The organism is Mycolicibacterium rutilum, from assembly GCF_900108565.1.
GTDB classification, from domain to species: domain Bacteria; phylum Actinomycetota; class Actinomycetes; order Mycobacteriales; family Mycobacteriaceae; genus Mycobacterium; species Mycobacterium rutilum.
Window position 1 is genome coordinate 195,829 of sequence record NZ_LT629971.1, and the last position, 22,417, is coordinate 218,245.

At 69.1% G+C, this 22,417-nt stretch carries 25 protein-coding genes; 16 read left to right on the forward strand and 9 right to left on the reverse strand.

Annotated features, from left to right (window positions below):
- Window positions 1-9 precede the first annotated feature (9 nt).
- The 9 genes from BLW81_RS00890 to BLW81_RS00930 are packed head-to-tail and all read left to right on the forward strand — an operon-like array spanning window position 10 to window position 10,386.
- Complete coding sequence (locus tag BLW81_RS00890) at window positions 10-882, forward strand: carbon-nitrogen hydrolase family protein (RefSeq protein ID WP_083405554.1); 873 nt, start codon at window positions 10-12, stop codon at window positions 880-882.
- Window positions 879-2,141 carry an MSMEG_0569 family flavin-dependent oxidoreductase gene (locus BLW81_RS00895; RefSeq protein WP_083405555.1) on the forward strand — a complete coding sequence of 421 codons (1,263 nt, stop codon included), beginning with the start codon at window positions 879-881 and terminating at the stop codon, window positions 2,139-2,141. Before BLW81_RS00890 ends, BLW81_RS00895 begins: the two co-directional genes overlap by 4 nt.
- 9 nt (window positions 2,142-2,150) lie before the next feature.
- Entirely contained in the window at window positions 2,151-3,206 is a 1,056-nt protein-coding gene (locus BLW81_RS00900; RefSeq protein WP_083405556.1) for an MSMEG_0568 family radical SAM protein, read from the forward strand.
- Window positions 3,207-3,210: 4 nt separating this feature from the next.
- On the forward strand, window positions 3,211-4,599 hold the full coding sequence (locus tag BLW81_RS00905; RefSeq protein WP_083405557.1) for an MSMEG_0567/sll0787 family protein: 1,389 nt from the start codon (window positions 3,211-3,213) through the stop codon (window positions 4,597-4,599).
- 10 nt (window positions 4,600-4,609) lie between these two features.
- Window positions 4,610-5,461 (forward strand): carbon-nitrogen hydrolase family protein, encoded by an 852-nt coding sequence (locus BLW81_RS00910; protein WP_083405558.1) that lies wholly within the window; start codon window positions 4,610-4,612, stop codon window positions 5,459-5,461.
- Window positions 5,446-6,519 (forward strand): MSMEG_0565 family glycosyltransferase, encoded by a 1,074-nt coding sequence (locus tag BLW81_RS00915; protein ID WP_083405559.1) that lies wholly within the window; start codon window positions 5,446-5,448, stop codon window positions 6,517-6,519. Before BLW81_RS00910 ends, BLW81_RS00915 begins: the two co-directional genes overlap by 16 nt.
- 54 nt (window positions 6,520-6,573) lie before the next feature.
- A complete protein-coding gene (locus tag BLW81_RS00920) occupies window positions 6,574-8,019 on the forward strand; it encodes an LLM class flavin-dependent oxidoreductase (protein WP_083405560.1) in 1,446 nt (481 codons plus the stop codon).
- Window position 8,020: 1 nt separating this feature from the next.
- Window positions 8,021-9,190: an LLM class flavin-dependent oxidoreductase gene (locus tag BLW81_RS00925; protein ID WP_083405561.1), complete on the forward strand. Its 1,170-nt coding sequence runs from the start codon at window positions 8,021-8,023 to the stop codon at window positions 9,188-9,190.
- Window positions 9,187-10,386 (forward strand): SfnB family sulfur acquisition oxidoreductase, encoded by a 1,200-nt coding sequence (locus tag BLW81_RS00930; protein ID WP_083405562.1) that lies wholly within the window; start codon window positions 9,187-9,189, stop codon window positions 10,384-10,386. Before BLW81_RS00925 ends, BLW81_RS00930 begins: the two co-directional genes overlap by 4 nt.
- A gap of 90 nt (window positions 10,387-10,476) precedes the next feature.
- Here the strand turns inward: BLW81_RS00930 and BLW81_RS00935 are convergent, their stop codons facing one another.
- The 3 genes from BLW81_RS00935 to BLW81_RS00945 are packed head-to-tail and all read right to left on the reverse strand — an operon-like array spanning window position 10,477 to window position 13,172.
- Window positions 10,477-10,896 (reverse strand): pyridoxamine 5'-phosphate oxidase family protein, encoded by a 420-nt coding sequence (locus BLW81_RS00935; protein WP_173839561.1) that lies wholly within the window; start codon window positions 10,894-10,896, stop codon window positions 10,477-10,479.
- 3 nt (window positions 10,897-10,899) lie between these two features.
- Window positions 10,900-12,261, reverse strand: a complete 1,362-nt coding sequence (locus tag BLW81_RS00940; protein WP_083405563.1) for an LLM class flavin-dependent oxidoreductase — start codon at window positions 12,259-12,261, stop codon at window positions 10,900-10,902.
- Complete coding sequence (locus BLW81_RS00945) at window positions 12,258-13,172, reverse strand: MetQ/NlpA family ABC transporter substrate-binding protein (RefSeq protein WP_083410238.1); 915 nt, start codon at window positions 13,170-13,172, stop codon at window positions 12,258-12,260. Before BLW81_RS00945 ends, BLW81_RS00940 begins: the two co-directional genes overlap by 4 nt.
- Window positions 13,173-13,351: 179 nt before the next feature.
- Between BLW81_RS00945 and BLW81_RS00950 the strand changes: the two genes are divergently transcribed.
- The 3 genes from BLW81_RS00950 to BLW81_RS00960 are packed head-to-tail and all read left to right on the forward strand — an operon-like array spanning window position 13,352 to window position 15,974.
- Entirely contained in the window at window positions 13,352-14,359 is a 1,008-nt protein-coding gene (locus tag BLW81_RS00950; protein ID WP_083405564.1) for a methionine ABC transporter ATP-binding protein, read from the forward strand.
- Window positions 14,356-15,066 carry a methionine ABC transporter permease gene (locus tag BLW81_RS00955; protein ID WP_083405565.1) on the forward strand — a complete coding sequence of 237 codons (711 nt, stop codon included), beginning with the start codon at window positions 14,356-14,358 and terminating at the stop codon, window positions 15,064-15,066. The genes BLW81_RS00950 and BLW81_RS00955 overlap by 4 nt, the downstream gene beginning before the upstream one ends.
- Window positions 15,067-15,077: 11 nt before the next feature.
- Complete coding sequence (locus BLW81_RS00960; protein WP_083405566.1) at window positions 15,078-15,974, forward strand: MetQ/NlpA family ABC transporter substrate-binding protein; 897 nt, start codon at window positions 15,078-15,080, stop codon at window positions 15,972-15,974.
- A 78-nt stretch (window positions 15,975-16,052) separates the two neighbouring features.
- Here the strand turns inward: BLW81_RS00960 and BLW81_RS00965 are convergent, their stop codons facing one another.
- Window positions 16,053-16,475: a nitroreductase family deazaflavin-dependent oxidoreductase gene (locus tag BLW81_RS00965; protein WP_083410239.1), complete on the reverse strand. Its 423-nt coding sequence runs from the start codon at window positions 16,473-16,475 to the stop codon at window positions 16,053-16,055.
- Window positions 16,476-16,512: 37 nt separating this feature from the next.
- Entirely contained in the window at window positions 16,513-17,490 is a 978-nt protein-coding gene (locus BLW81_RS00970) for an ERCC4 domain-containing protein (RefSeq protein WP_083410240.1), read from the reverse strand.
- 124 nt (window positions 17,491-17,614) lie between these two features.
- Between BLW81_RS00970 and BLW81_RS00975 the strand changes: the two genes are divergently transcribed.
- The 3 genes from BLW81_RS00975 (at window position 17,615) to BLW81_RS00985 (ending at window position 19,866) form a co-directional block, all read left to right on the forward strand.
- Window positions 17,615-18,040: a MarR family winged helix-turn-helix transcriptional regulator gene (locus tag BLW81_RS00975; protein WP_157897868.1), complete on the forward strand. Its 426-nt coding sequence runs from the start codon at window positions 17,615-17,617 to the stop codon at window positions 18,038-18,040.
- 96 nt (window positions 18,041-18,136) lie between these two features.
- The gene (locus BLW81_RS00980) at window positions 18,137-18,877 is read left to right on the forward strand and encodes an SDR family NAD(P)-dependent oxidoreductase (RefSeq protein ID WP_083405567.1); all 741 of its coding nucleotides are present in this window, start codon (window positions 18,137-18,139) and stop codon (window positions 18,875-18,877) included.
- Between the two features lie 41 nt (window positions 18,878-18,918).
- The gene (locus tag BLW81_RS00985) at window positions 18,919-19,866 is read left to right on the forward strand and encodes a ribonuclease HI (RefSeq protein ID WP_083405568.1); all 948 of its coding nucleotides are present in this window, start codon (window positions 18,919-18,921) and stop codon (window positions 19,864-19,866) included.
- On the opposite strand, the gene BLW81_RS00990 is transcribed toward BLW81_RS00985, so the two are convergent.
- Window positions 19,867-20,469, reverse strand: coding sequence for a TetR/AcrR family transcriptional regulator (locus BLW81_RS00990; RefSeq protein ID WP_083405569.1), 603 nt, complete (start codon window positions 20,467-20,469; stop codon window positions 19,867-19,869).
- 133 nt (window positions 20,470-20,602) lie between these two features.
- Between BLW81_RS00990 and BLW81_RS00995 the strand changes: the two genes are divergently transcribed.
- Entirely contained in the window at window positions 20,603-21,028 is a 426-nt protein-coding gene (locus tag BLW81_RS00995; RefSeq protein ID WP_083405570.1) for a nitroreductase/quinone reductase family protein, read from the forward strand.
- Window positions 21,029-21,060: 32 nt separating this feature from the next.
- Here the strand turns inward: BLW81_RS00995 and BLW81_RS01000 are convergent, their stop codons facing one another.
- Genes BLW81_RS01000 through BLW81_RS01010 form a run of 3 tightly spaced genes read right to left on the reverse strand, consistent with a single transcriptional unit; the run spans window position 21,061 to window position 22,290 of the window.
- Window positions 21,061-21,459 (reverse strand): TA system VapC family ribonuclease toxin, encoded by a 399-nt coding sequence (locus tag BLW81_RS01000; protein WP_083405571.1) that lies wholly within the window; start codon window positions 21,457-21,459, stop codon window positions 21,061-21,063.
- Window positions 21,456-21,680 (reverse strand): antitoxin, encoded by a 225-nt coding sequence (locus BLW81_RS01005; RefSeq protein ID WP_083405572.1) that lies wholly within the window; start codon window positions 21,678-21,680, stop codon window positions 21,456-21,458. The genes BLW81_RS01000 and BLW81_RS01005 overlap by 4 nt, the downstream gene beginning before the upstream one ends.
- Before the next feature lie 46 nt (window positions 21,681-21,726).
- On the reverse strand, window positions 21,727-22,290 hold the full coding sequence (locus BLW81_RS01010; RefSeq protein WP_235632138.1) for a hypothetical protein: 564 nt from the start codon (window positions 22,288-22,290) through the stop codon (window positions 21,727-21,729).
- Window positions 22,291-22,417 lie beyond the last annotated feature (127 nt).

Sequence of the window (22,417 nt, forward strand, 5' to 3'; positions counted from 1 at the left end):
CGCTGCGAGATGACCACTTTGGCCGCCGTATCGGCGAACTTCACCCGCGACCTCGAACAAAACTACGCGCTGATCTCCTCACTGGCGGCCGAAGCCCGCGACCGGAACGTCGACTTCCTGGTCTTGCCGGAGGCCGCGATCGGCGGGTACCTGTCGTCGCTCGGCAACCACGGTGACACCGTCAAGACCACGCAGCGGTCGCTGCCGCCGGCGATCCGGCTCGACGGCCCGGAGATCGCCCGCGTGCAGTCGATCGTCGGTGATCTGGTGGTCGCGATCGGATTCTGCGAACTGGCCGACGACGGTGAAACCCGCTACAACGCCGCCGCGGTGCTCGACGGCGGCACCGTCTACGGCAGCTACCGCAAGGTCCACCAGCCGCTCGGCGAGGGCATGTCGTATTCGGCGGGCGCGCGCTACGACGTCTTCGACACCCCGGTCGGCCGGGTGGGCCTGCAGATCTGTTACGACAAAGCGTTTCCCGAGGCGGCCCGTGTCATGGCGTTGCAGGGGGCGCAGATCATCGCCAGCCTGTCGGCCTGGCCCGCGGCGCGCACCGCGACCGCCGAGAACCTGCAGGAGGACCGCTGGACCTACCGGTTCAACCTGTTCGACATGGCCCGCGCCCTGGACAACCAGGTGTTCTGGGTCGCGTCGAATCAGAGCGGCACGTTCGGGTCGCTGCGCTACGTCGGCAACGCCAAGGTCGTCGATCCCGGTGGAAATGTCTTAGCGACAACGCTTCTCGGTAGCGGCATGGCCGTGGCCGAGGTGGACGTCGACGCCACGTTCCGCACCATGCGGGCGGGCATGTTCCACCTGCGCGACCGTCGCCCCGACGTCTACACCGCGCTCACCGAGTGGCAGGAGCTGGTGTCGTGACCAAGGTGGCGATCATCGGTGCCGGGCAGGCGGGCCTGTCGGTCAGCTGGTACCTCGGCCGCGCCGGGATCGACCATGTCGTGCTCGAGGCCGCGACGCCGGTGCACGCCTGGGCCGACAGCCGATGGGACAACTTCACGTTGGTGACACCGAACTGGCACTGCCGGCTGCCCGGCTACCACTACGACGGCCCGGACCCCGACGGGTTCATGACCCGCGACGAGGTGGTGCAGTGGCTCGCGGGCTGGCTGGACACCTTCGCTCCGCCGGTGCGCACCCACACCCGCGTCACGAAGTTGCGTCCCGCCCCCGACGGCGGTTTCGAGCTCACGCTGCACACAGCGACGGGCGAAGAGACGCTGAGCTGTGAGCACGCGGTCGTCGCCACCGGCGGCTACCCGCTACCCGTGACACCGCCGTTCGCGAGCGCGCTTGACCCGTCGATCACCCAGATCCACTCCGAGCAGTACCGCAACGCCGACCAGTTGCCCGACGGCGCCGTCCTCGTCGTCGGCACCGGCCAATCCGGCGCACAGATCGCCGAGGACCTGCACCTCGCCGGCCGCCGAGTCCACCTCGCGGTGGGCAACGCGCCGCGGGTCGCCCGGTTCTACCGCGGCCGCGACTGCATGACCTGGCTGTCGGACATGGGCCTCTACGACCGCGCAGCCGGCGAGTACACCGGCGGCAAGGCCGCGATCGAGAAGACCAACCACTACGTCACCGGCCGCGACGGCGGACGCGACATCGACCTGCGCCAGTTCGCCGTCGAGGGGATGCGCCTCTACGGCACGCTCGACGACGGCAAGGACACCACCCTGCGGTTCGCGCCGACGCTGCGCGCCGCACTCGATCACGCCGACGCGGTGTACAACTCCATCTGCGCCGACATCGACGCCCACATCGACGCCACCGGCGTCGACGCCGGTCCGCCCTCGCGGTACACGCCGGTGTGGGAGCCCGAAAACGAGGCGACGACACTGGATCTCGCCGCCGAGGGCGTCACCAGCATCGTGTGGGCGATCGGCTACCGCCCCGACTACCGGTGGATCGAGGCCAGCGCGTTCGACGGCGCCGGCCGCCCGATGCAGAACCGTGGCATCACCACCGTGCCCGGCTTGAGTTTCATCGGGCTGCCGTGGATGCACACCTGGGGCTCGGGCCGGTTCCTCGGCATCGACCGCGACGCCCGGCACATCGCCACAACGATCGTGGCCGACTACGACGACTCCCTACTGCGCCTGGCCGCCGGCCACTGAGGAGGTCCGATGTCCGTATCGACCCGCGTCGACCTCGCCCTGCTGGGCATCCGCGGCCGGCCACCGGTCACCCGCACCGCCGGCGCAGGCCCCAGCGACGACGGGCACCTCGTCATCGACGGCCTCAACGCGGCGATTCCGCGAAACCCGCAGAGCCCGTTCGTGTTCGACGGTGATCAGATCCTGTTCGACGGGCAGGACACCGGCCTCGACGTGCAGGTGATCGAGCGTCCGAAGTTCTACGATCTGGTCACCGCCGACGGTGTGCCCTACGAGAAGCTGGCGCGGCTGCACGGACGCAACGTGCTGGCCACCACCGTCGTGCAGACCTGCATCCGGTACTCCCCCGACCAGCGCTGCCGCTTCTGCTCGATCGAGGAGTCGCTGCGCGCCGGCGCCACCACCGCGGTCAAGCGGCCGGCCGAGCTCGCCGAAGTCGCCGAAGCCGCAGTGCGATTGGACGGCGTGACGCAGATGGTGATGACGACCGGCACCTCCGCGGGCACTGATCGCGGCGCGCGCCACCTCGCCCGCTGCGTCGCCGCCGTCAAGGCCGCGGTGCCGTCGCTGCCGATCCAGGTGCAGTGCGAGCCACCCGCCGACCTCGCCGTCCTCCAGGACCTGCGCGACGCCGGAGCCGACGCCATCGGCATCCACGTCGAGTCGCTCGACGACGAGGTGCGCCGGCGGTGGATGCCCGGCAAGGCAACGGTCCCGCTCGCGCAGTACCGCGCCGCGTGGCGGGAAGCGGTGCGGGTGTTCGGCCGCAACCAGGTGTCGACGTACCTGCTCGTCGGGCTCGGCGAGGATCCCGACGAGTTGATCGCCGGCGCCACGGAACTGATCGCGATGGGGGTGTACCCGTTCGTCGTGCCGTTCCGGCCGCACCCGGGCACGCTGGCCGTCGACGTCGACGACGCCCGCGCGCCCGACGCCGCGCTTGTCGAGAAGGTGTCCCGCGAGGTGGCGACGCAGCTGCGGCTCGCGGGCATGTCCGGCGCCGACCAACGCGCGGGCTGCGCGGCGTGCGGGGCCTGCGGCGTCCTGCAGAATTTCGGCGGGTGACACCATGATTCGTGAGTTGTCGATCCTGGCGGGCCGCGCCGCGGACCCGCAGCCGCAGTTTCTCATCCACCCCGCCGACAACCATGAGGTCGCGGCGTACCGGCGGTTGCGGCGCGACGAGTTCGTCGTCACCCAGAACCTGTTCGACGGCAGCGACCGCGACGACATCGACGACGACCCGCGCGCCGTCGTCCTGGTCGCCACCGCGGCCGACGGTGCGGTGCTCGGCGGCGTTCGGCTGGCGCCCTGCTGCGCCGACGACATCGGCTGGTGGGCTGGCAGCCGGTTGGTCGTCGACGCGCGGGCCCGGGCCGCCGGTGTCGGGCCGGCGCTGATCCGCGCGGCCTGCGCGCACATCGAATCCGCGGGGGTGCTGCGCTTCGAGGCGACCGTGCAGCGACGCTATCGCGACCTGTTCATCGGGCTGGGCTGGGAGGTGCTCGGGGACTGTGCGGTCGCCGGGCAACCGCATGTCCGAATGAGGTATCCGCTCAACCAGTTCGAACGCCTGGCGGGCGCGACGAAGGCGTTCCTTGGTGAGACCTTGGCGCCGTTGCGGTCGGTGCCCGGTGCGCTCGGCCCGGCCGGCTTCGTCGGCGACGACGGGGTGCCGCTGCCGGGCAGCGACATCGTCGCCGCCTGCGACGCGATCATCCCGTCGATGGTCGAGCGCGACCCGGAGTGGGCGGGCTGGTGCTCGGTGCTGGTCAACGTCAACGACCTGAGCGCGATGGGCGCCGCGCCGATCGGTCTGCTCGACGCGGTCGGCGCGCCGACGCGGTCTCTGCTGACCCGCATCATGCGCGGCGTCGCCCGCGGATCGCAGGCCTGGCGGGTGCCCGTCCTCGGCGGGCACACCCAGCTCGGCGTGCCCGCCGCGCTGTCGGTGACGGCGCTGGGCCGCACCGCGAATCCGGTCCCGGCGGGCGGCGGTCGCGTCGGCGACGATGTCCGGTTGACGACGGACGTGACCGGTCGCTGGCGCGCGGGTTATCCGGACAGACAATGGGATTCGACCAGCACACGCTCCTCCGACGAGCTGGTGCGGATGGCGGGACTGGTCGCGTCGATGCAGCCCAGCGCCGCCAAGGACGTCAGCATGGCCGGTGTCGTCGGGACCGCCGGGATGCTCGCCGAGGCCGGCGCGACCGGCGTCGAACTGGACGTGGCGGCCATCCCGAAACCCGCCGCCGCGGACATGGGCGCGTGGCTGACCTGTTTCCCCGGTTTCGGGATGCTGACCGTCGGCGGCGAGGCGGTGCCCCTGCCCGACGGCGTGGCCGGCGCGGACTGCGGACGGTTGACCGCGCAGCCCGGGGTGCGGTTGCGGTGGCCGGACGGTGCGGTCACGACCGTTATCGGCGCCGGTGTGACGGGGTTGGGTTGCGCGTGACGGTGTCCGCATGGCGGTGGTGACGATCGGGGCGGTCGCGGCGCACTTCGGCCGCGACGTCGACCGCTGCGTCACCAAGGTCGTCGGCATCATCGAGTCGGCGGCCCGAGAAGGTGTGCAGCTGTTGGTGTTTCCCGACGCCTGCCTCGGCGGCTATCTGGGCGACCTGCGCTCACCGGATCCGGCCGACCCGCCGCCGGCGCTCGACCCCGACGGCCCGGAGATCGAAGCGGTGATCGCCGCAGCGGGTCCGATGACGGTGTGCGTCGGCTACGCGGAAGCGACCGTCGGTGGCGGACGGTACAACTCGGCGATCTGCGTGTCCGGCGACGGTGTGCTGGGCACCCATCGCAAGGTGCACCAGCCGGCCGGCGAATCGTTGGCGTATCTACCCGGTGACGCGTTCACCGCGTTCGACACCCCGGTCGGACGGGTCGGCATGCTGATCGACTACGACAAGACGTTCCCCGAGTCGGTGCGCGCGCTGACGCTCGACGGGGCGTCGATCATCGCGGCGCTGTCGGCGTGGCCGGCCAGCGTCACCGACCGCGCGTCGCGGCTGCCCGCCGACCGGCAGTCGCGGCTGTTCGACCTCTACGACTGCGCGCGGGCCGCCGAGAACCAGGTGGTGCTGGTGTCGGCGAACCAGACCGGGGTGATGGGGTCGCTGCAGTTCCTCGGGCAGGCCAAGGTCGTCGGCCCGGGCGGCGACATCGTGGCCACCACGCGGTCGAAGGGCGGGCTGGCAAAGGTGGCGCTCGACGTTGACGCCGAGATCGCCCGCGCCAGAAAGGTGTTGAACCACGTGGCCGAGCTGCGGCTGGACGCCTACCGAGGAGCCGACCGGTGCGCGTCGCCCTGATCACGTACTCGACCAAGCCGCGCGGTGGCGTCGTGCACACGCTGAACCTCGCCGAGGCGATGGCCGACCTCGGCGCCGACGTCACGGTGTGGTCGCTCGCGCGACAGGGTGACCGCGGGTTCTTCCGCACGGTCGACCCGAAGGTGGCCGTGCGGCTGGTCGATTTCCCGGAGGTCGACGGTGAGACGGTGACCGAGCGGATCGTGCGGTCGATCGACATGCTCGCGCACGCGTTCACCGCCGCAGACTACGACGTCGTGCACGCCCAGGACTGCATCAGCGCCAACGCCGTCGGCCCGTGCATCCGCACGATCCACCACCTCGACACGTTCACCACACCGATCCTCGTCGAGTGTCACGAAAAGGCCGTCGTCGCACCGTATGCGCGGATCTGCGTGTCGGCGGCCGTCGCCGCCGAGGTCGCCGCGGGCTGGGGGCTGAATCCGACGGTGATCCCGAACGGCGTGCGCGCGGACCGGTTCATCGCGGCGGCCGCCGACGTCGACGGCCAAGCGTCATGGCGGCGGCGACTGGGCCGCTACGTGTTGGCCGTCGGCGGGATCGAGCCGCGCAAGGGCACGCTGGACCTGGCGGCGGCGTTCCATCTGTTGCAGCGGCGGTACCCGGAGCTGTCGCTGGTGCTGGCCGGCGGTGAGACGCTGTTCGACTACCGGGACTACCGCGCGGAGTTCGACCGGTTGTGCGCCGACCTCGGCGTCGCGCCGGTGATCCTCGGGGCGGTGCCCGACGACGACCTGCCGAGCCTGGTCGCCGCGTGCGAGGTGTTCGCGTTCCCGTCGACCAAGGAGGGCTTCGGGCTCGCGGCGATGGAGGCGCTGGCGGCAGGCCGGCCCGTCGTCGCGCGCGATCTGCCGGTGCTGCGCGAGGTGTTCGGCGCGACGGTTCGCTACGCCGCCGACCCGGCGGGGTTCGCGTCGGCGCTGGCCGACAGCGTCGGCGACGACAGCCGGGCCGCCGCCGGCCGTGCGCTGGCGTCGGCGCTGACGTGGGAGAACGCCGCCCGCGCGCACCTGGACTTCTACGCCGGCCTGCTTTGAATCGCGCTGAACCTAACCGGTGACGCGCACGCCTCCGGTAGGCAGCCTTTCCGGGTGACCCGTGTGATCCGCTTCAACGCCTTCGACTGGGGGCACCACCCGCTTGCGGGGGAGAACTGCGTCGCCCATCAGTCCCCCGGGTTGTGGAAGCACCCCGACGACCAGTCGTGGCGGTACAAGGACCTCGAGTACTGGACCGAGCTGGCCAAGCTGCTCGAGCGCGGCCGGTTCGACGGGCTGTTCATCGCCGATGTGCTCGGCACCTACGACGTGTACGGCGCCAGCGACGAGGCCGCCATCCGGCAGGCCGCGCAGATCCCGGTCAATGATCCGCTGCTGCTGGTGTCGGCGATGGCGCTGGTGACCGAGCACCTCGGCTTCGGCATCACCACCGGTACGGGTTTCGAGCACCCGTATCCGTTCGCGCGGCGCATGTCGACGCTCGACCACCTCACCAAGGGCCGCATCGGCTGGAACGTCGTCACCGGCTACCTGCCCGCGGCTGCGCGCAACATGGGCCAGACCGACCAGCCCGCGCACGACGCCCGCTACGACCACGCCGACGAGTACCTCGAGGTGCTCTACAAGCTGTGGGAAGGGTCGTGGGAGGACGACGCGGTGGTCCGCGACGCCGCCCGCGGGGTGTTCACCGATCCGGACAAGGTGCATCACATCGGCCATCAGGGAACGCATTTCAGCGTCCCGGGGGTACACCTGTCCGAGCCGTCGCCGCAGCGCACACCGGTGATCTACCAGGCCGGGTCGTCACCGCGCGGGGTGCGGTTCGCCGCCGAGAACGCCGAGGCGATCTTCACCGCGTCGCCGACCAAGGAGATCCTGCGCCAGACGGTCAGCACCATCCGTCAGGAACTCGAAATCGCCGGCCGCGACCCGTATTCGGTGAAGATCTTCAACCTGTCGACGATCGTCACCGCCGCCACCGACGAGGAGGCGCACGCCAAGCACGCCGAATACCTGTCCTACGGCGATCCCGAGGGTGCGCTGACGTTCATGTCCGGATGGATGGGCGTGGACCTGTCGCGCTACGGGCTGGACGAACCGGTCGGCAACGTCGACTCCAACGCGATCCTGTCGGCGGTCGCGGCGTTCCAGTCCGCCGATCCTGACGGCCGCGAGTGGGCGGTCCGCGACATCGCCGAGTGGGGCAAGATCGGCGGTATGGGTCCGCGCTTCGTGGGATCCGGTGTCAGCGTGGCGGATTCGGTGCAGGAGTGGGTCGAGGAGACCGACGTCGACGGGTTCAACCTGGCGTATGCGATCACGCCCGGCTCCTTCGCGGAGTTCGTCGACCATGTGGTGCCGGTGCTGACCGAGCGCGGCGCGTACCAGCCGTCGTACACGCCCGGCACGCTGCGCCACAAACTGCTCGGCAACGGCGACCGGCTGCCCGACGACCATCGCGGCTCCCGCTATCGTGTCGGCGGGCCCCTCTCGACGGTCATCGACCGGCCCGCCACCGTGCCCTCGACAGGACTCTGACATGACGATTCAACTGCACTGGTTCCTGCCCACCTACGGCGACAGCCGACTGATCGTCGGCGGCGGCCACGGCATGCCCGCCGGCGCCGCGCACGGCGACCGCGACGCGTCGATCGACTACCTCGGCTCGATCGTGCGGGCCGCCGAGTCGTTCGGCTTCACCGGCGCCCTGATCCCGACCGGCGCCTGGTGCGAGGACGCGTTCATCACCGCGGCGCTGTTGGCGCGCGAGACAACGTCATTGGCGTTCCTCGTGGCGTTCCGGCCGGGACTGGTCAGCCCGACCCTGTCGGCGCAGATGGCCGCAACGTTCGCGCGGCACGCGCCGGGTCGCATCCTGCTCAACGTGGTCGTCGGCGGCGAGGCCCACGAACAGCGCGCGTTCGGCGACCACCTCGACAAGGACGGCCGCTATCAACGCTGCGACGAGTTCCTCGAGGTGGTCCGCCGGCTGTGGGCCGGCGAGACGGTGTCGCTGAACGGCGAGCACATCAGCGTCGAGGACGCGACGATCCCGACATTGCCGAACCCGGTGCCGCCGTTGTACTTCGGCGGCAGCTCGGCAGCGGCGGGCCCGGTGGCGGCGCGGCACGCCGACGTGTACCTGACGTGGGGTGAGCCGCCGGCCGCGGTGCGCGAGAAGATCTCGTGGATCCGCGGGCTGGCCGCCGAGGAAGGCCGCGACGTGCGGTTCGGCATCCGGCTGCACACGATCTCACGCGACACCGCCGACGAGGCGTGGGCGCAGGCCGACCGGCTGGTCGCCGCCCTCGACGAGGAGACCGTAGCCAACGCGCAGAAAGGGTTGCACCGCAGCCAGTCCGAGGGTCAGAAGCGGATGCTCGCGCTGCACGAGCAGGCCCGCAGCAGCGGCAGCTGGCACGACGCGCGGTCGCTGGAGATCGCGCCGAACCTGTGGGCGGGTGTCGGCCTGGTGCGTGGCGGCGCGGGCACAGCGCTCGTCGGCAGCCACGCCGAGGTCGCCGAGCGCATCGCCGAATACGCCGACATCGGCATCGACGAGTTCATCTTCTCGGGCTACCCGCATCTGGAGGAGCTGTACTGGTTCGGCGAGGGTGTGGTGCCGATCCTGCGGGAGCGCGGGCTCTACAAGGGTGCGGCGACGACGGTGACGCCGGCCTCGATCCCGTTCGTGAGCGGTTCGCGATGACGCAGATCGCTTCGGCGGACGAGGCGCTCGACGTCGCGGCGAAGCTGTCGGCCGAGTTCGAGGCGGAGGCGTCGACGCGCGACGCCGAACGCCGGTTGCCGCACGAACAGGTCGCCGCGCTCAAGAAATCAGGGCTGCTGGCGGTGACGGTGCCGGTCGACTACGGCGGTATCGCGGCGCCGGCGGCGGTGCTCGCCGAGGTGTTCCGGCTGATGGCCCACGCCGACCCGTCGCTGGCGCAGATCCCCCACTCGCACTTCGTGTTTCTCGAGGCGCTGCGATTGCAGGGCACCGACAGTCAGAAGGCGTACTTCTACGGGCAGGTGCTCGGCGGCGCGTTGCTCGCGAACGCGCAGTCCGAACGCGGTCCGCATACCATCGACGTCGACACCACCACGCTGGTGCGGCGCCCATCGGGTGACTACCTGCTGTCCGGCCGCAAGTTCTATTCGACCGGAGCGTTGTTCGCCGACTGGGTGTTGGTGCGGGCGTCGCTGACCGACGGATCGACGGTGCCGACGGCGCAGACACCGAAGGCGATCGCGTTCGTCGCGCGTGACGCCGACGGCGTCGAGGTGGTCGACGACTGGGACGGCATGGGCCAGCGCACCACCGCGTCGGGCACCGTCACACTCGACGACGTCGCGGTGCCCGTCGAGCATGTGGTGCCGTTCTCGCCGATCTTCGCCGGGCCGTCGGTGTACGGCGCACGAGCGCAGTTGATACACAGCGCGATTGACGTCGGCATCGCGACCGGCGCGTTGGCAGCCGGGGTGCGTCAGGCCGAACGGGCGCGACCGCACTTCGAAGCGGGCGTCGCGACCGCGGTCGAGGACCCGACGCTCGTCGCCCTGGCGGGCGAGCTGGCGGTGACGGTGCGCGGCGCGCAGGCGCTGCTAGCCGAGGCCGCGCGGGCCGTCGATCACGCGGCAGCGCACCTGAGCGACGAGTCGGCCGCCGAGGCGTCCATCGCGGTCGCCGTGGCCAAGGTCGCGGCGGTGCGGGCCTCGCTGGAGGCGTCGAACGTGCTGTTCGACTTGGGCGGCACCAGAAGCGCTTCGGCGTCGGGCAACCTCTCGCGCTACTGGCGCGACGCCCGCACGCACACGTTGCACGACCCGACGCGGTGGAAGGTGCAGCACATCGGCCGGTACACGCTGTCCGGCACACCGCCGCCGCGGCACGGCCAGCTCTGAGTCAGGCGCCCGCCTTACCGATTTCTACACCAGGGCTGCGATCGATCGGAGATCGCGACCCTGGTGTAGAAATCGCGCGCTACACGGCACCTACTCCTTGGAGTAGTCCAGGCTGATCCAGCGCTGCGGCCGCATCCGGATCGCGATCGAGGTCTGCGTCAGGTTCTCGTCGGTGAACGCGTTACCGGCTTCCTCGCCGAGGTAACGGATAGCCAGCCGGCGCACGTCGGCGTCGACCGCCGGGCCGATGCTCGTGACGTCGCCCTCTGCCGAGACGTACTTGTACGGCGGCGCCTCGTCCTGCGCGGTGATCGAGAACCGGCCGGCGTCGCGGATCAGCCGATGCTTCAGCGAATCGGACTCGGTCCACAGCAGCACCTCACCGCCCGGCTCGTAGCCGTACCAGATCGGCACGCTCAACGGCGCCCGACCTGGCCGTTCGACCGCTATGACGCCCACGTGCACGTCGGCTAGAAACTTCTCCCGCTCGTCATTGGTCATCTTGGCCATGACTCAACCAACCGCTGCGACGCCGATCACATTCCCGCGCCGGTCCGGCACCCGCGACAACCCGAGGTGGCCGCGCAGCGTCGTGTGCCGATACTCGCGGCGGAACAACCCGCGATCGCGCAGGATCGGCACCACATGGTCGACGAACAACTCCAGGCCCGACGGGAACACGTCCGGCATCAGGTTGAACCCGTCGACCGCGCCCGCGACGAACCACTCCTCGATCGCGTCGGCGATCTGCTCGGGCCCGCCGATCACCAACCGGTGCCAGGTGATGACGCGGTCGAGCAGTTGCCGCACCGTCAGGTTCTCCCGCCGCGCCAGATTCACCACGATGTCGCGGGCGCCCTGCGAACCGGTGTCGGTCACCGCGCCATCGAGCAGATACCGCGGCAGCGGCTTGTCCCAGGACAACTCCGACGGGTCGACCGACAACTGTGACGCGAAGTGCGCCAGCCGCCGCTCCCCCGCCAACGCGTTGAGTTCATCGTTGCGCCGACGCGCCTCCTCCTCGGTGCTGCCGAGCACGAACGACAAGCCGGGCATGATCCGCACCGCGTCCCGCGGTCGGCCGTATGCCGCTGTGCGCGAACGTAAATCGTCGGCGTTGCGCAACGCGTCCGGCAGCGACGCCTGCGCCGCGAACACCCCGTCGGCGTACTTGGCCGCCAGATCCAGTCCACCCGCGGACCCGCCGGCCTGGAACAGCACCGGATGCCCCTGCGGGGACCGCGGCAGCGTCAGCGGCCCGTCGACGCTGTAGAACTCGCCGCGGTGGTCGATGGTGCGGATCGCGCCGACCCGACTGAACGCGCCAGCAGCCTTGTCGGCGAGCACGGCGTCGTCGTCCCACGAATCCCACAGCGCCCGAACGACATCAATGAACTCCGCGGCCTGGCGGTACCGGTCCCGTCGGTCCGGCTGCCCGGAGACCCCGCCGCCACGGCCGAAGTTGTTCCACGCATACGGGTCGCTACTGGTGACGACGTTCCACGCCACCCGGCCGCGGCTCAGATGGTCCAGCGTCGCGAACCGTCGCGCCAGGTTGTACGGCTCCTCGAACGACGTCGACACCGTGCCGATGAGCCCCAGATGCGTGGTCGCCGACGCCAGCGTCGACAGCAGCACAATCGGGTCGAGCGCCAGCGGCGGCGCCGTCAACGGCGCGTCCGGCGGCTGGAACAGCGACGGGCTGTCGGCCAGGAACAACGCGTCGAGTGTGCCGCGCTCGGCGATGCGCGCCAGCTCGATCCAGTAGGCGGGGTCGGTGAACCAGTTCGGGTCGGCGTCGGGATGCTGCCACGCCGCCGGGTGCATCCCGTCGGACAGTACGTTCACCCCGAGGTGCAGTTCCCGGTCGGTCATGCCGGATTCCCGGGCAGCGCCAGCTTTTTCACCTCGGGATCCTCGGCGATATAGGCCTGCACCCGCGGATCCTTGAACGCCTTGATGAGGTTCTGGATGTTCTCAGTGTCGACGTAGTCGCTGCCGACGGTCAGCACGGAGGCGAACTCGTCGGGCGATTCCGGCGCGAAGATCAGCTCGTCCTCGGGCACGCCGGCCGCCAGGAACGACTCGGCGTAGCCGACGATCGCGTCGAGGTCGCGTAGCGCGCGCGGCTGAGCGGCCAGGTCGAGCAGCGTGAACTTCAGGTTCTTCGGGTTGTCGACGATGTCCTTCTGCGTCAACGCGGTGATGTCGGCGTCCGGGCGCAGCGTGATCAGCCCGGCCTGCCCGAGGTACCACAGCGCCTGCGCGTTGTTGGCCGGATCCGACGGCAGCGACACGCTCGCCCCGTCCGGAAGGGCCTGCGGCGTCGGGTACTTGTCCGACCAGATGCCGAACACCCAGTGGAAGAACGGCCCGGTGACCGCCTCCTCACGGAAACCGGGATTGGCGTCGAGCACCTGCTGCAGCCAGTGCCGATGCTGGAAAATCGTTCCGGCGTAACGCCCGTCGCTGACCGCCTGGTTGATCTGGGTGCTGTCGCCGAGACCGACGGCGCCGACCTTCACGCCGTAGTCGGGCGCGATGTTCTCGGCGATGTACTCGATGATCAGCTTTTCGGCAGGGTTGGAGTCGAGGTAGACGACGTCGAGGGTGGCGCCGGCCGTTTCGTTGGGTGACGCGCTGCCGCTGAAGCGCGCGATGACGAACGCGGCGACGACCGCGGCCACCACGACGGCGCCGATCACCAGATACGGCCACTTGCGGCGCCTGGCGATCGTGAAGCCGTGCGGATCGTCGCTGACGGAGACAGACTCGTCGATGCTCATGCCCATGACAGTGGGGCGCGGACACGCTCCCGGCCATGGTTTGAATCAGGGTGAATGCCTTATGACCGGCATTGATTCACGGTGAGCGCAAAGGTATTGGCCGCGACGGCCGTTTGGCACCGTCGATCCGGCGGCGATGCTGCCTGCGTACTTTCCCTTCCCACAAGGATTTCTCTCGCATGATTGAGCTGACCGATCTGACCAAGGTCTACGGGCACGGCGACGACCGCACGGTGGTGCTCGACCGGATCAACTTCCGCGTCGAGGAGGGCGAGATCCTCGCCGTCGTCGGCCCCAGCGGTGCCGGCAAGAGCACGCTGGCGCAGTGCATCAACCTGCTGACACTGCCCACCTCGGGGTCCGTCGTCGTCAACGGCGAAGATTTGACCACACTGTCGTCACAGAAGCTGCGGGTGGCGCGCCGACGGATCGGCACGGTGTTCCAGTCGTCGGGGCTGTTCGAACGGCGCACCGCGGCCGAGAACGTCGCACTGCCACTGGACTACCTCGGGGTGACGGCGGCCGAATCACACAAGCGGGTGGCCGAACTGCTCGACCGGGTGGGGTTGAGCGCCCGCGCGAACCACTACCCGTTCCAGCTGTCGGGGGGTCAGCGGCAGCGCGTCGGGATCGCGCGGGCGCTCGCGCTGCGGCCGTCGGTGCTGCTGTCCGACGAGGCGACGGCCGGGCTGGATCCGACGACGACGTCCTCGGTGGTCGACCTGCTGCGCGAACTGCGCGACGACCTCAACCTGTCGATCGTGTTCATCACCCACGAGATGGACACCGTGCTCAAGATCGCCGACTCGGTGGCACGGCTGGACCACGGCAGCATCGCCGAGTCCGGCCGACTGGTCGACCTGCTGACCAACCCGGCGTCGTCGTTGGGCGCCGAGCTGCGCCCGCAGGGCGTGGCCGCCGACGCGGGCACCGGCCAGCGGGTCTGGCAGGTGGTGTACGACGCGCCGGATGTGCCGTCGGACTGGATCTCTCGCGCGTCTGCCGACCTCGGTGCACCGGTGTCGGTGCTGGGCGCGTCGGTGCAGTCGGTCGGCGGCGTGACGGTCGGCAGCGCGACGCTGGGCATCGCCGACCGATTGAGCGCACGGGTCCCCGAAGTGTTGGGCCGCTACGGGCTGGCCACCGCCGGAGCTGAAGCCGCGAAAGAACTGGAGGGCGTGGCGTGACCGAGACCGTGCTGGCCAACGCCAAGGTTCCGGTCAACGAGCTGCCCGGCCTGCTGTTTCCCGCCCTGCTCGACACGCTGATCATGGTCGGCATCGTGATGACGATCGTCGTGCTCGTCGGCGTGCCGCTCGGTGCGCTGATCCACAACCTTGCCCCCGGCGGGCTGTTCGAAAACCCCACGCTGCACACGATTCTGAGTTGGGTCATCAGCATCGGACGGTCGCTGCCGTTCCTGATCCTGATGGCGTCGATCATGCCGTTCACCCGGTTCATCACCGGCACGAACATCGGTATCGCCGCCGCGGTGGTGCCGATGTCGTTGGCGGGTATCGCGTTCTTCACCAGGATCGTGGAGAACTCGCTGCGCTCGGTGCCGCCGTCGGTGGTGCAGGTGGCGCGCGCGTCGGGCGGATCGCGACTGCAGATCATCCGCACCGCGCAGGTCAGCGAGGCGGTGCCGTCGATCCTCGGCGGCCTGACCATCAACATCATCGCGATGATCGAGTACTCCGCGATCGCCGGCACCATCGGCGCGGGCGGAATCGGTTATGTCGCAGTCACATACGGATACCAGCGCTTCGATCAGGGCGTCATGCTGGCCACCATCGTCATCCTCGTCATCACCGTCGCCATCGTGCAGTTGACCGGCGACGCACTCGTCCGATTCACCACCCCGCACGCGCGGATCCGCGCGGCAGCAGCCTGAAAGAGGTAATCATGGCAACGACAACGACACCGGTCGACGGCGATCACGGTTTCGAACTCAAACGCAGACCCAAATGGCTGTGGATCGCGGTGAGCCTGCTCGTCGTGGTCGCGCTGGTGATCGCGGCGCGGTTCATCTTCTTCGGAAAAGCACAGTCGCCGAACGAGATTCCGGGCGCGACGCTGATCGTCGCCACCAACGAGGGCAACGCGGCCGAACAGGCTCTGATCGAGTACATCGCCCGCGAGGTGGCGCCGCGGCACGGCATCACCGTGGCCTTCCGCGGCCTGGCCGACAGCAACACGATCAACCGCGCGGTCAGCGACGGCGAGGTCGCGGGCACCATCTACCAGCACAAGCTGTGGCTCGGGCAGGTGCTCGAGGCGAACCCCGACTTCCGCGAGGAGGCCGCAACGCCGGTGTTCCGCTGGGGCTTCGGGATCTGGTCGGACAAGTACACCGACCCGGCGCAATTGCCCGACGGCGCGACGGTGTCGCTGTACTCTGACCCGGCCAACGAGGCGCAGGGGCTGTGGCTGCTGGAGCGCGCGGGGCTGATCACGCTGGACCCCGCCAAGGACAAGTGGACCGCCACGCAGAAGGACATCGTCGCGAACCCGAAGAACCTGAAGTTCACCCTGCTCGACTTCGCCGCGCAGTCCCGGTCACTGCCGGACCTCGACGCCGCGGTCGGCTACACCGAGTACTACTTGGCCGCGAAAGTGCCGCTGCAGTATCAAATCTTCGCGCCGCCGGCCCCCGACGAGTTCGCCGGCCAGTTGACGATCGGCAGCCGCTGGGCCGACACCGACAACATCAAGAAGCTCGTCGAGACGTTCAAAGACCCGGCGGTGCAGCAGTTCCTGGCCACCGACCCGAGCGTCAAGGACATCCTGCTGCCGCTGTAGAACCCTATTGCGCCGAGTTCTACGTCAGGGCTGTGAAATGTCGAGAATCGCTACCCTGGCGTAGAACTCGGCGCAGGATTAGGCCAGCTCGAACACCGGGATGACGCGGTCGGTGCGCTGCTGGTACTCGCCGAAGCCCGGCGCCCGCTCGACGACGATCGCGTAGATCCGATCGCGCTCGTCGCGCGGCAGCTCGCGAGCGGTAACGGTGCGCGGCGGGTCGGCGCCGATCTCGACCGAGGCGCTCGGATTGGCGCGCAGGTTGAACACCCAGCCGGGGCTGGCGTCGCGGCCGGCGGCGGAGCCGACGATGTAGATGCGGCCGTCGATGTCGAAATACGCGACAGGGCTGACGCGCCGCTTGCCGCTCTTGGCGCCGGTCGAGGTGAGCAGCAGCAGCGGGAACCCCTCGAACGGCCCACCGACCTTGCCGCCGTTGCGGCGGAACTCCTCGATGTTGCGTTCGTTGAACTCGCGCTCGGCGGACATGTCGTCGGTCATGCGGTTCATCGTGGCAGACGACGGCCGCCGGCGGGGCTCACTCGTTGTCGTTGGCCTCGCGCCAGGCCTGCCAGATCTCGGGACGCAGCCGCCCGCGGTCCGGCACAGACAACCCGGCGCCGCGCGCCCAGGCACGAACGGCGGCGGTGCTGGGCCCGGAATCGTTTGCCGGGATCGCGGCAGTCGGCACGTGTCCGATGCGCTGCAGTACGGCCTCTTCAGTGACAGCCCACGCGTGAGCAGCAGCGAGGAATCGATACGTCCATTCCTCGGCCAGCTGCCGGGTCTCGCAGAAGACGACCGGCACTGTGGGCCAACGGATCTGCAACTCAGCCAAGTTGTCGGCAGCCAGCGCCGGCCGGATGAAGCTGTTTCGGAAGAGTTGCGAGTACCGGTCCTCGACCACGACGGCCGCCCGTGGCAGCGACGCCAGATGCCCGACCTGGTATCGCAGCTTGCCGTTGGTCAGGCTCGACGTGAGGTCCGACAACGACTTTCGTTCCACGCTCGCCACCATCGATCCCTCGACGGCGACCCCGTAGTCGCCACACGGCAACGCCTGTTTGACGAGGTCGACCTGCTGAGTGGCGAACGTGTACGCGTAGCGCTCACGCGCGTCGACCAGGATCTGTAAGCGCTCGATGCCCTGTGCGCGCGCGGTCGGGGTGCGCACGTTGGGTCGTGCCTGCTTGCGGGTGCGCGGCGACTGCCAGAAGACCGTCTCGCGTCCGCGCGCGGTGGTGAACACGATCTGCGATCGGTTCTCCCGCCCGCGCGTCAGGATGACGTCGATCGCGGCGCCTCGGCGTTGGCACGACTGCAGCGGCAGCCGTTCGACGATCTCGGCGTCGGCGGGCCACTCGTCGATACTCATCGGGTGGCAGTAGAGCGCCTTGACCCGCGGCCAGGTGCCCGACGTTCGAAACAGCAGGTCACCGCCGGGCTGCGGAAGCCGCAGCAGGTACGGCAGCCGGGAGTCCTGCTGGGGATTGACTGCGATCAGCAGCTCTGCCACGCGTTCAGTGTTGCATCGGGACTCGGATTTGGCCGTCATACTGACCGACGTGGCGGCAAAGCGGGACACATCACCTAAACGGGGCTGGTTGACAGCCAAACAGCAGCGCGCCTGGCTCGCCTACATGCGGGTGCAGCTGCGGATGAACTACGAGATGAACCGCCAGCTGCAGGCGGACTCCGGGCTGTCGCTGACCGACTACGACGTGCTGGTGGCGCTCAGCGAGAACAAGCAGGGGATGCGGGTCAGCGACCTGGCCGCGCACATCGGCTGGGAACGCAGCAGGCTGTCACACCACTTGCGGCGCATGGAGGAACGCGGCCTCACCGCACGGCGTCCCGGGACCGAAGACGCCCGCACCACCACCGTCGTGCTCACCGACGGCGGGTGGCAGGCGATCGTCGACGCCGCGCCCGCGCACGTCGATCTGGTGCGCCGCCTGTTCTTCGACCCGCTGCCCGACAACCTGCTCGGTCCGTTCACCGCCGCGCTGGAACACATCCACGTCAACCTCAACCACAACAGCTCGCTGCCGCCGTCACCGCGCTGACCACGTTTCAGTCCCGACCACACGGGAATAGGTGACATATCACCTATGTTGCAGTGCGCGAACGCACGAAACACGCAGACGAAACGGAGCGCACTCATGGGACAACTCGACGGCAAGACAGCACTGGTCACCGGGGGAAACTCGGGCATCGGGCTGGCCTCGGGCAAGCGGCTCGCCGCAGAAGGCGCGTACGTCTTCATCACCGGCCGTGACCGCACCCGCCTCGACGAGGCCGCTGCGACGATCGGCGCCCAGGCCGTGCAGAGCGACATCAGCAAGCCCGAAGACCTCGACCGCCTGGCCGACGAGATCGCCAAGCACGGCAAGGGACTCGACATCCTGTTCGCCAACGCCGGCGGCGGCGACTTCGCCACCCTCGAACAGGTCACTCCGCGGCACTACGGCGACAACTTCGACCGCAATGTCGCCGGCACCGTGTTCACCGTGCAGAAGATGCTGCCGCTGCTCAACGAGGGCGCGTCGATCGTGCTCACGGGGTCCACCGCCGCCGCCGAGGGCGATGCGGCGTTCGGGCTCTACGCCGCGTCGAAGGCGGCCATCCGGTCGTTGGGCCGCACCTGGGCAGCCGAGTTGGCCGGCCGCAAGATCCGCGTCAACACCCTCATCCCCGGCCCCGTCGACACCCCCGGGCTCGCCGGGCTAGCCCCCGACGAGGAGCGGCAGAGTCTGCACGACAGCCTGGCCGCGCAGACGCTGATGAAGCGGCTCGGCCACCCTGACGAGATCGCCGCCGCGGTGCTGTTCCTGGCGTCCGACCAGAGCAGCTTCATGACCGCGGCCTCACTCGTCGTGGACGGCGGGCAGATCAAGCTCTGACACTCGCGGGATTGTCGTACCCCGTCTCTACAGTCCCGGACATGAACAGCGACACCATCGACACCACAGCGCCCAAGCCGGTGGCCAGGCGGCGTCCGGCCGACGTCGTGCCGGCTCGTCCTCGGCCGGTCACGACGGTCGCGGTCGTGGTCGCCGGACGCGGCGGTGAAGCTCGCTACTCGGCGTGTTCGGCGACGCGCAGCTGGACCGGCGCGGTGACGGTCGATTCGGCCGAGACCGCGATCCTCGATGTGATGCGGCTGGTCCGTGCCGAGTCGCCGGCGACCGCACGGCTGCGGTTCGTCGTGCAGTTGCCGCCGCGCAGCACGCTGTGGGCGCTGCGCGACGAGATCCCGGTGCTGATGCCGGGGGTGTGCATCGAGCGGCCGACGCTCGCGGACGACGCGTTGATGACGGCCGCGCGCACCGGGCTGCTGCGTCGGCCGGCCACGCAGGCGCCGGTGACGGTGGCGACGGACGGCTCGGTGCGCGGCAAGGTGACCGGATACGGCTGGCTGGCGTCGACGGGCGAGTACGGGCTGATGGGATTTCGCCACTCGCGCAAGCAGATTGGGCCGAGGGTCGTGCTGGTCGCCGAGCTGCGGGCGATCGCGAAGGCGGTGCAGTATCTGCGCGGCCGCGACATCACGGTGCTCAGCGACAGCAAGCTGGCGATCGCGATGGTGCAACGCTGGAAGGCCGGCGACGACGTGCTGCCCGACGGCTACAGCCTGATCCGGGAGAGCGGCAAAACTCCAGGACTGGTGACAGCCCAGCGGATGATCTACGCCGAGCGCGACCGGATCCATCCGGTGTGGGTCAAGGCGCACACCGGAGAGCCGCTCAACGAGGGCGCCGACGCCCTGGCCCGGCTGGCGTCGCGGTACGTGCTCGGCGACAGCGGACTCGACAGCGCCGAATACCGCCGTCGCGCCGAGGATCTCGCCGAAACCTTCGCGGCCGAGTTCACGCGGCGCAGGTCCGCCTGATCAGCGGGTCAGACGCACGGCGCCGAGGGAGCGGAGCACCCCGTCGGTGAGCCGCTGGGCGAAGTCGGTCGGGAAATCTTCGTCGAGGATGACTCCCTTGAAGTAGAGGGGGCCGCCGAACATGTCCTGGGCCATTTCGGGGTCGCTGTCGGGGGCGATCTCGCCACGATCCATCGCCCGCTGAAACATCGCGGCACCGGCGGCCCGCCGGGGCTCGATGAACTTCTCGGTGATGACGGCGTCGAGGTCGGGTGATCGCCGGCGCTCTGCGACCAGTGCTCTGATGACGTTGCGTACCAACGGATTCTTCAGCACGTTGATGGCGTCTTCGGCGACTGCGCGCAGGTCTCCGGCCAGGCTCCCGGTGTCCGGGGGCAGGACGGCTTCCGTCGCGTAGCGCCCGACCAGGTCGATCAGCATCTCCTTTTTGGAGTGCCACCGTCGGTACAGGGCCGCTTTCCCGACACCCGCGCGTTCGGCGACCTTGTCCATGGTCAGACCCTCATATCCGCAACCGCCCAGCTCACCGAAGAACGCGGCGATGATCGCCTCGGTCTTCTCCGGTCGCAGAACGGCGGCACCGGCCGGGGGTCTGGCTCGCATACGGCCAGTTTAGCTGCGTCGGCACTCACCAGTTCCGACGCACGTGTACGCTGAGGATACGACGGAACGAAATAGTTCCGTTCTAACGCGCGCCAGGAACGCGCTCCACATCCGACCAGGAGGAAGTACCCGCATGACTGCTCCCAACGATCTGGTGATCGCCGAGTTCCGCGCCAACGGCGGAGCCGTCGTCGAGGCCATGGGCGGCCACTTCAAGGAGGTGCACCTCCTTCTGCTGCACCACACCGGAACGCGCACCGGCCGGCGGTACGTCACACCGCTGATCTACGTCGCCGACGGTGACTCGTACGTCCTGGTCGGCTCCAACGGTGGGGCCGCCAAGGAACCCGCGTGGGTCGCCAACCTCGCCGCCGTGCCCGAGACCGTCGTCGAAGTCGGTGAGCGAACGCTCACGGTGCGGCCGACGGTCCTGCGCGCGGGTCCGGAGTGGGATCGGCTGCACCGCTTGGCAGTTGACTACTGGCCCGACCTCGTCGAGTACCAGTCCCACACCGATCGCACGTTCCCGCTGGTCGTGCTGACACCGCTCACCGGGTAGACGGTCCCGGGCGTGAGTCCGCGTGACCGTACTCAGGGCGTCACGAGAATCGCGACGTCGCTGTGCAATTGAGCAAGCCCTTCGTCGAGTGTGGCCAGTCGACCCGTGCGACTCCTCGCGAGCGCCGCCAGATACGCGTCCGTCACTTGCCGGTGCCCGATGATCCCGGCGGTGTCGATCTCTGCGTAGGACAACGAGTCCGGCCAAAACTCATGCCGGTCGCTGGCGGCCAAGGTCGTGACGACTTCCTGAGCCACAGCCACAGTCTGGCCAGCCCGAATGAGGAACCGGACCAAACTCCCCTCGGTGATCGGGCACGTCGCGATCGCGAGGTCGCTTGCCGCCAACCACTCCGCTGCCCGGTCGTGGTGGACATGGTCAGCGACGACGAGCGCAATGAGCACGTTGGCGTCGAGCAGTGCAGTGGTCACTCGTCTTCCAAGGAACGGACGTCCTCGGACGTCACCACGGTTCCCACGCTGATCACGGGCAATCCCGTCCGAGGATGCTTGGCAAGCGATGACACACCACCTGCTGCCAGACCGCGGCGCATGAGGTCAGCCACGGTCTGACTCAACGACCGGCGGGTGTCGCGCGCGATCGCGAGAGCCTGTTTATGCAGGTCATCCGGCAAGTCGATGGTGGTACGCATATCGCATCTTAGCATCAGTGCATCAAGATGCATCGATGTAGAGCTGTTACGCCGACGGCGCCCACGACTGCCGCAACAGCGCACACGCCTGCTGAAAACGCGCCCATTCCGCGGCTGTCGGACGCACCGCAAAGTCCGCCAACGCTTCGGAACCCACCTCCATCCCCGGCGCGAGGGGCGCCAGCATCCCGGCCAACGTGGCAATTTGACCGGCCGGACTGTCTTCATAACTCTCGAAAACCCGCTTGGCGATCCATGATTCGGCAAGGTCCACGCCCCCGACCAGATCGAGTTCCGGGACGCGCATCGCGCTGCCGCATGCGGCGACGTGGTTCTCGTAGCGATCGTCCCACCGTTCGGTGCGCCAACCCGACCACAAGTCCGGCAGCGCCTCGAAGAAGCCCATTGTGTCGGCGGTCTGCCAGGCGCCGATCGTCTTGTTGGGTACATCGATGTGCGCACCACCCTCCGGGATCTTCTTCAGCCGGATCCGGCTGATCCCGGGACCGGGCAACTTGTCCAGCAGCGCCGGGCCATGCCAAGCCTTACTCAGATGCCACCACAACGGCCAGAACCGGAGCCGACCGTCGCTGTCGACGACAGAGATCAAATGACACAGGTGGTTTCGCCCCCGGGCCAGCCGCAACGTCGGATCCCGGCCCCACTTCGACGGCCACAACTGCGCGCCGACGTACTTCGCGAGCTCGGAGGTCCGAAATCGATGAGGGCCCCGCCGT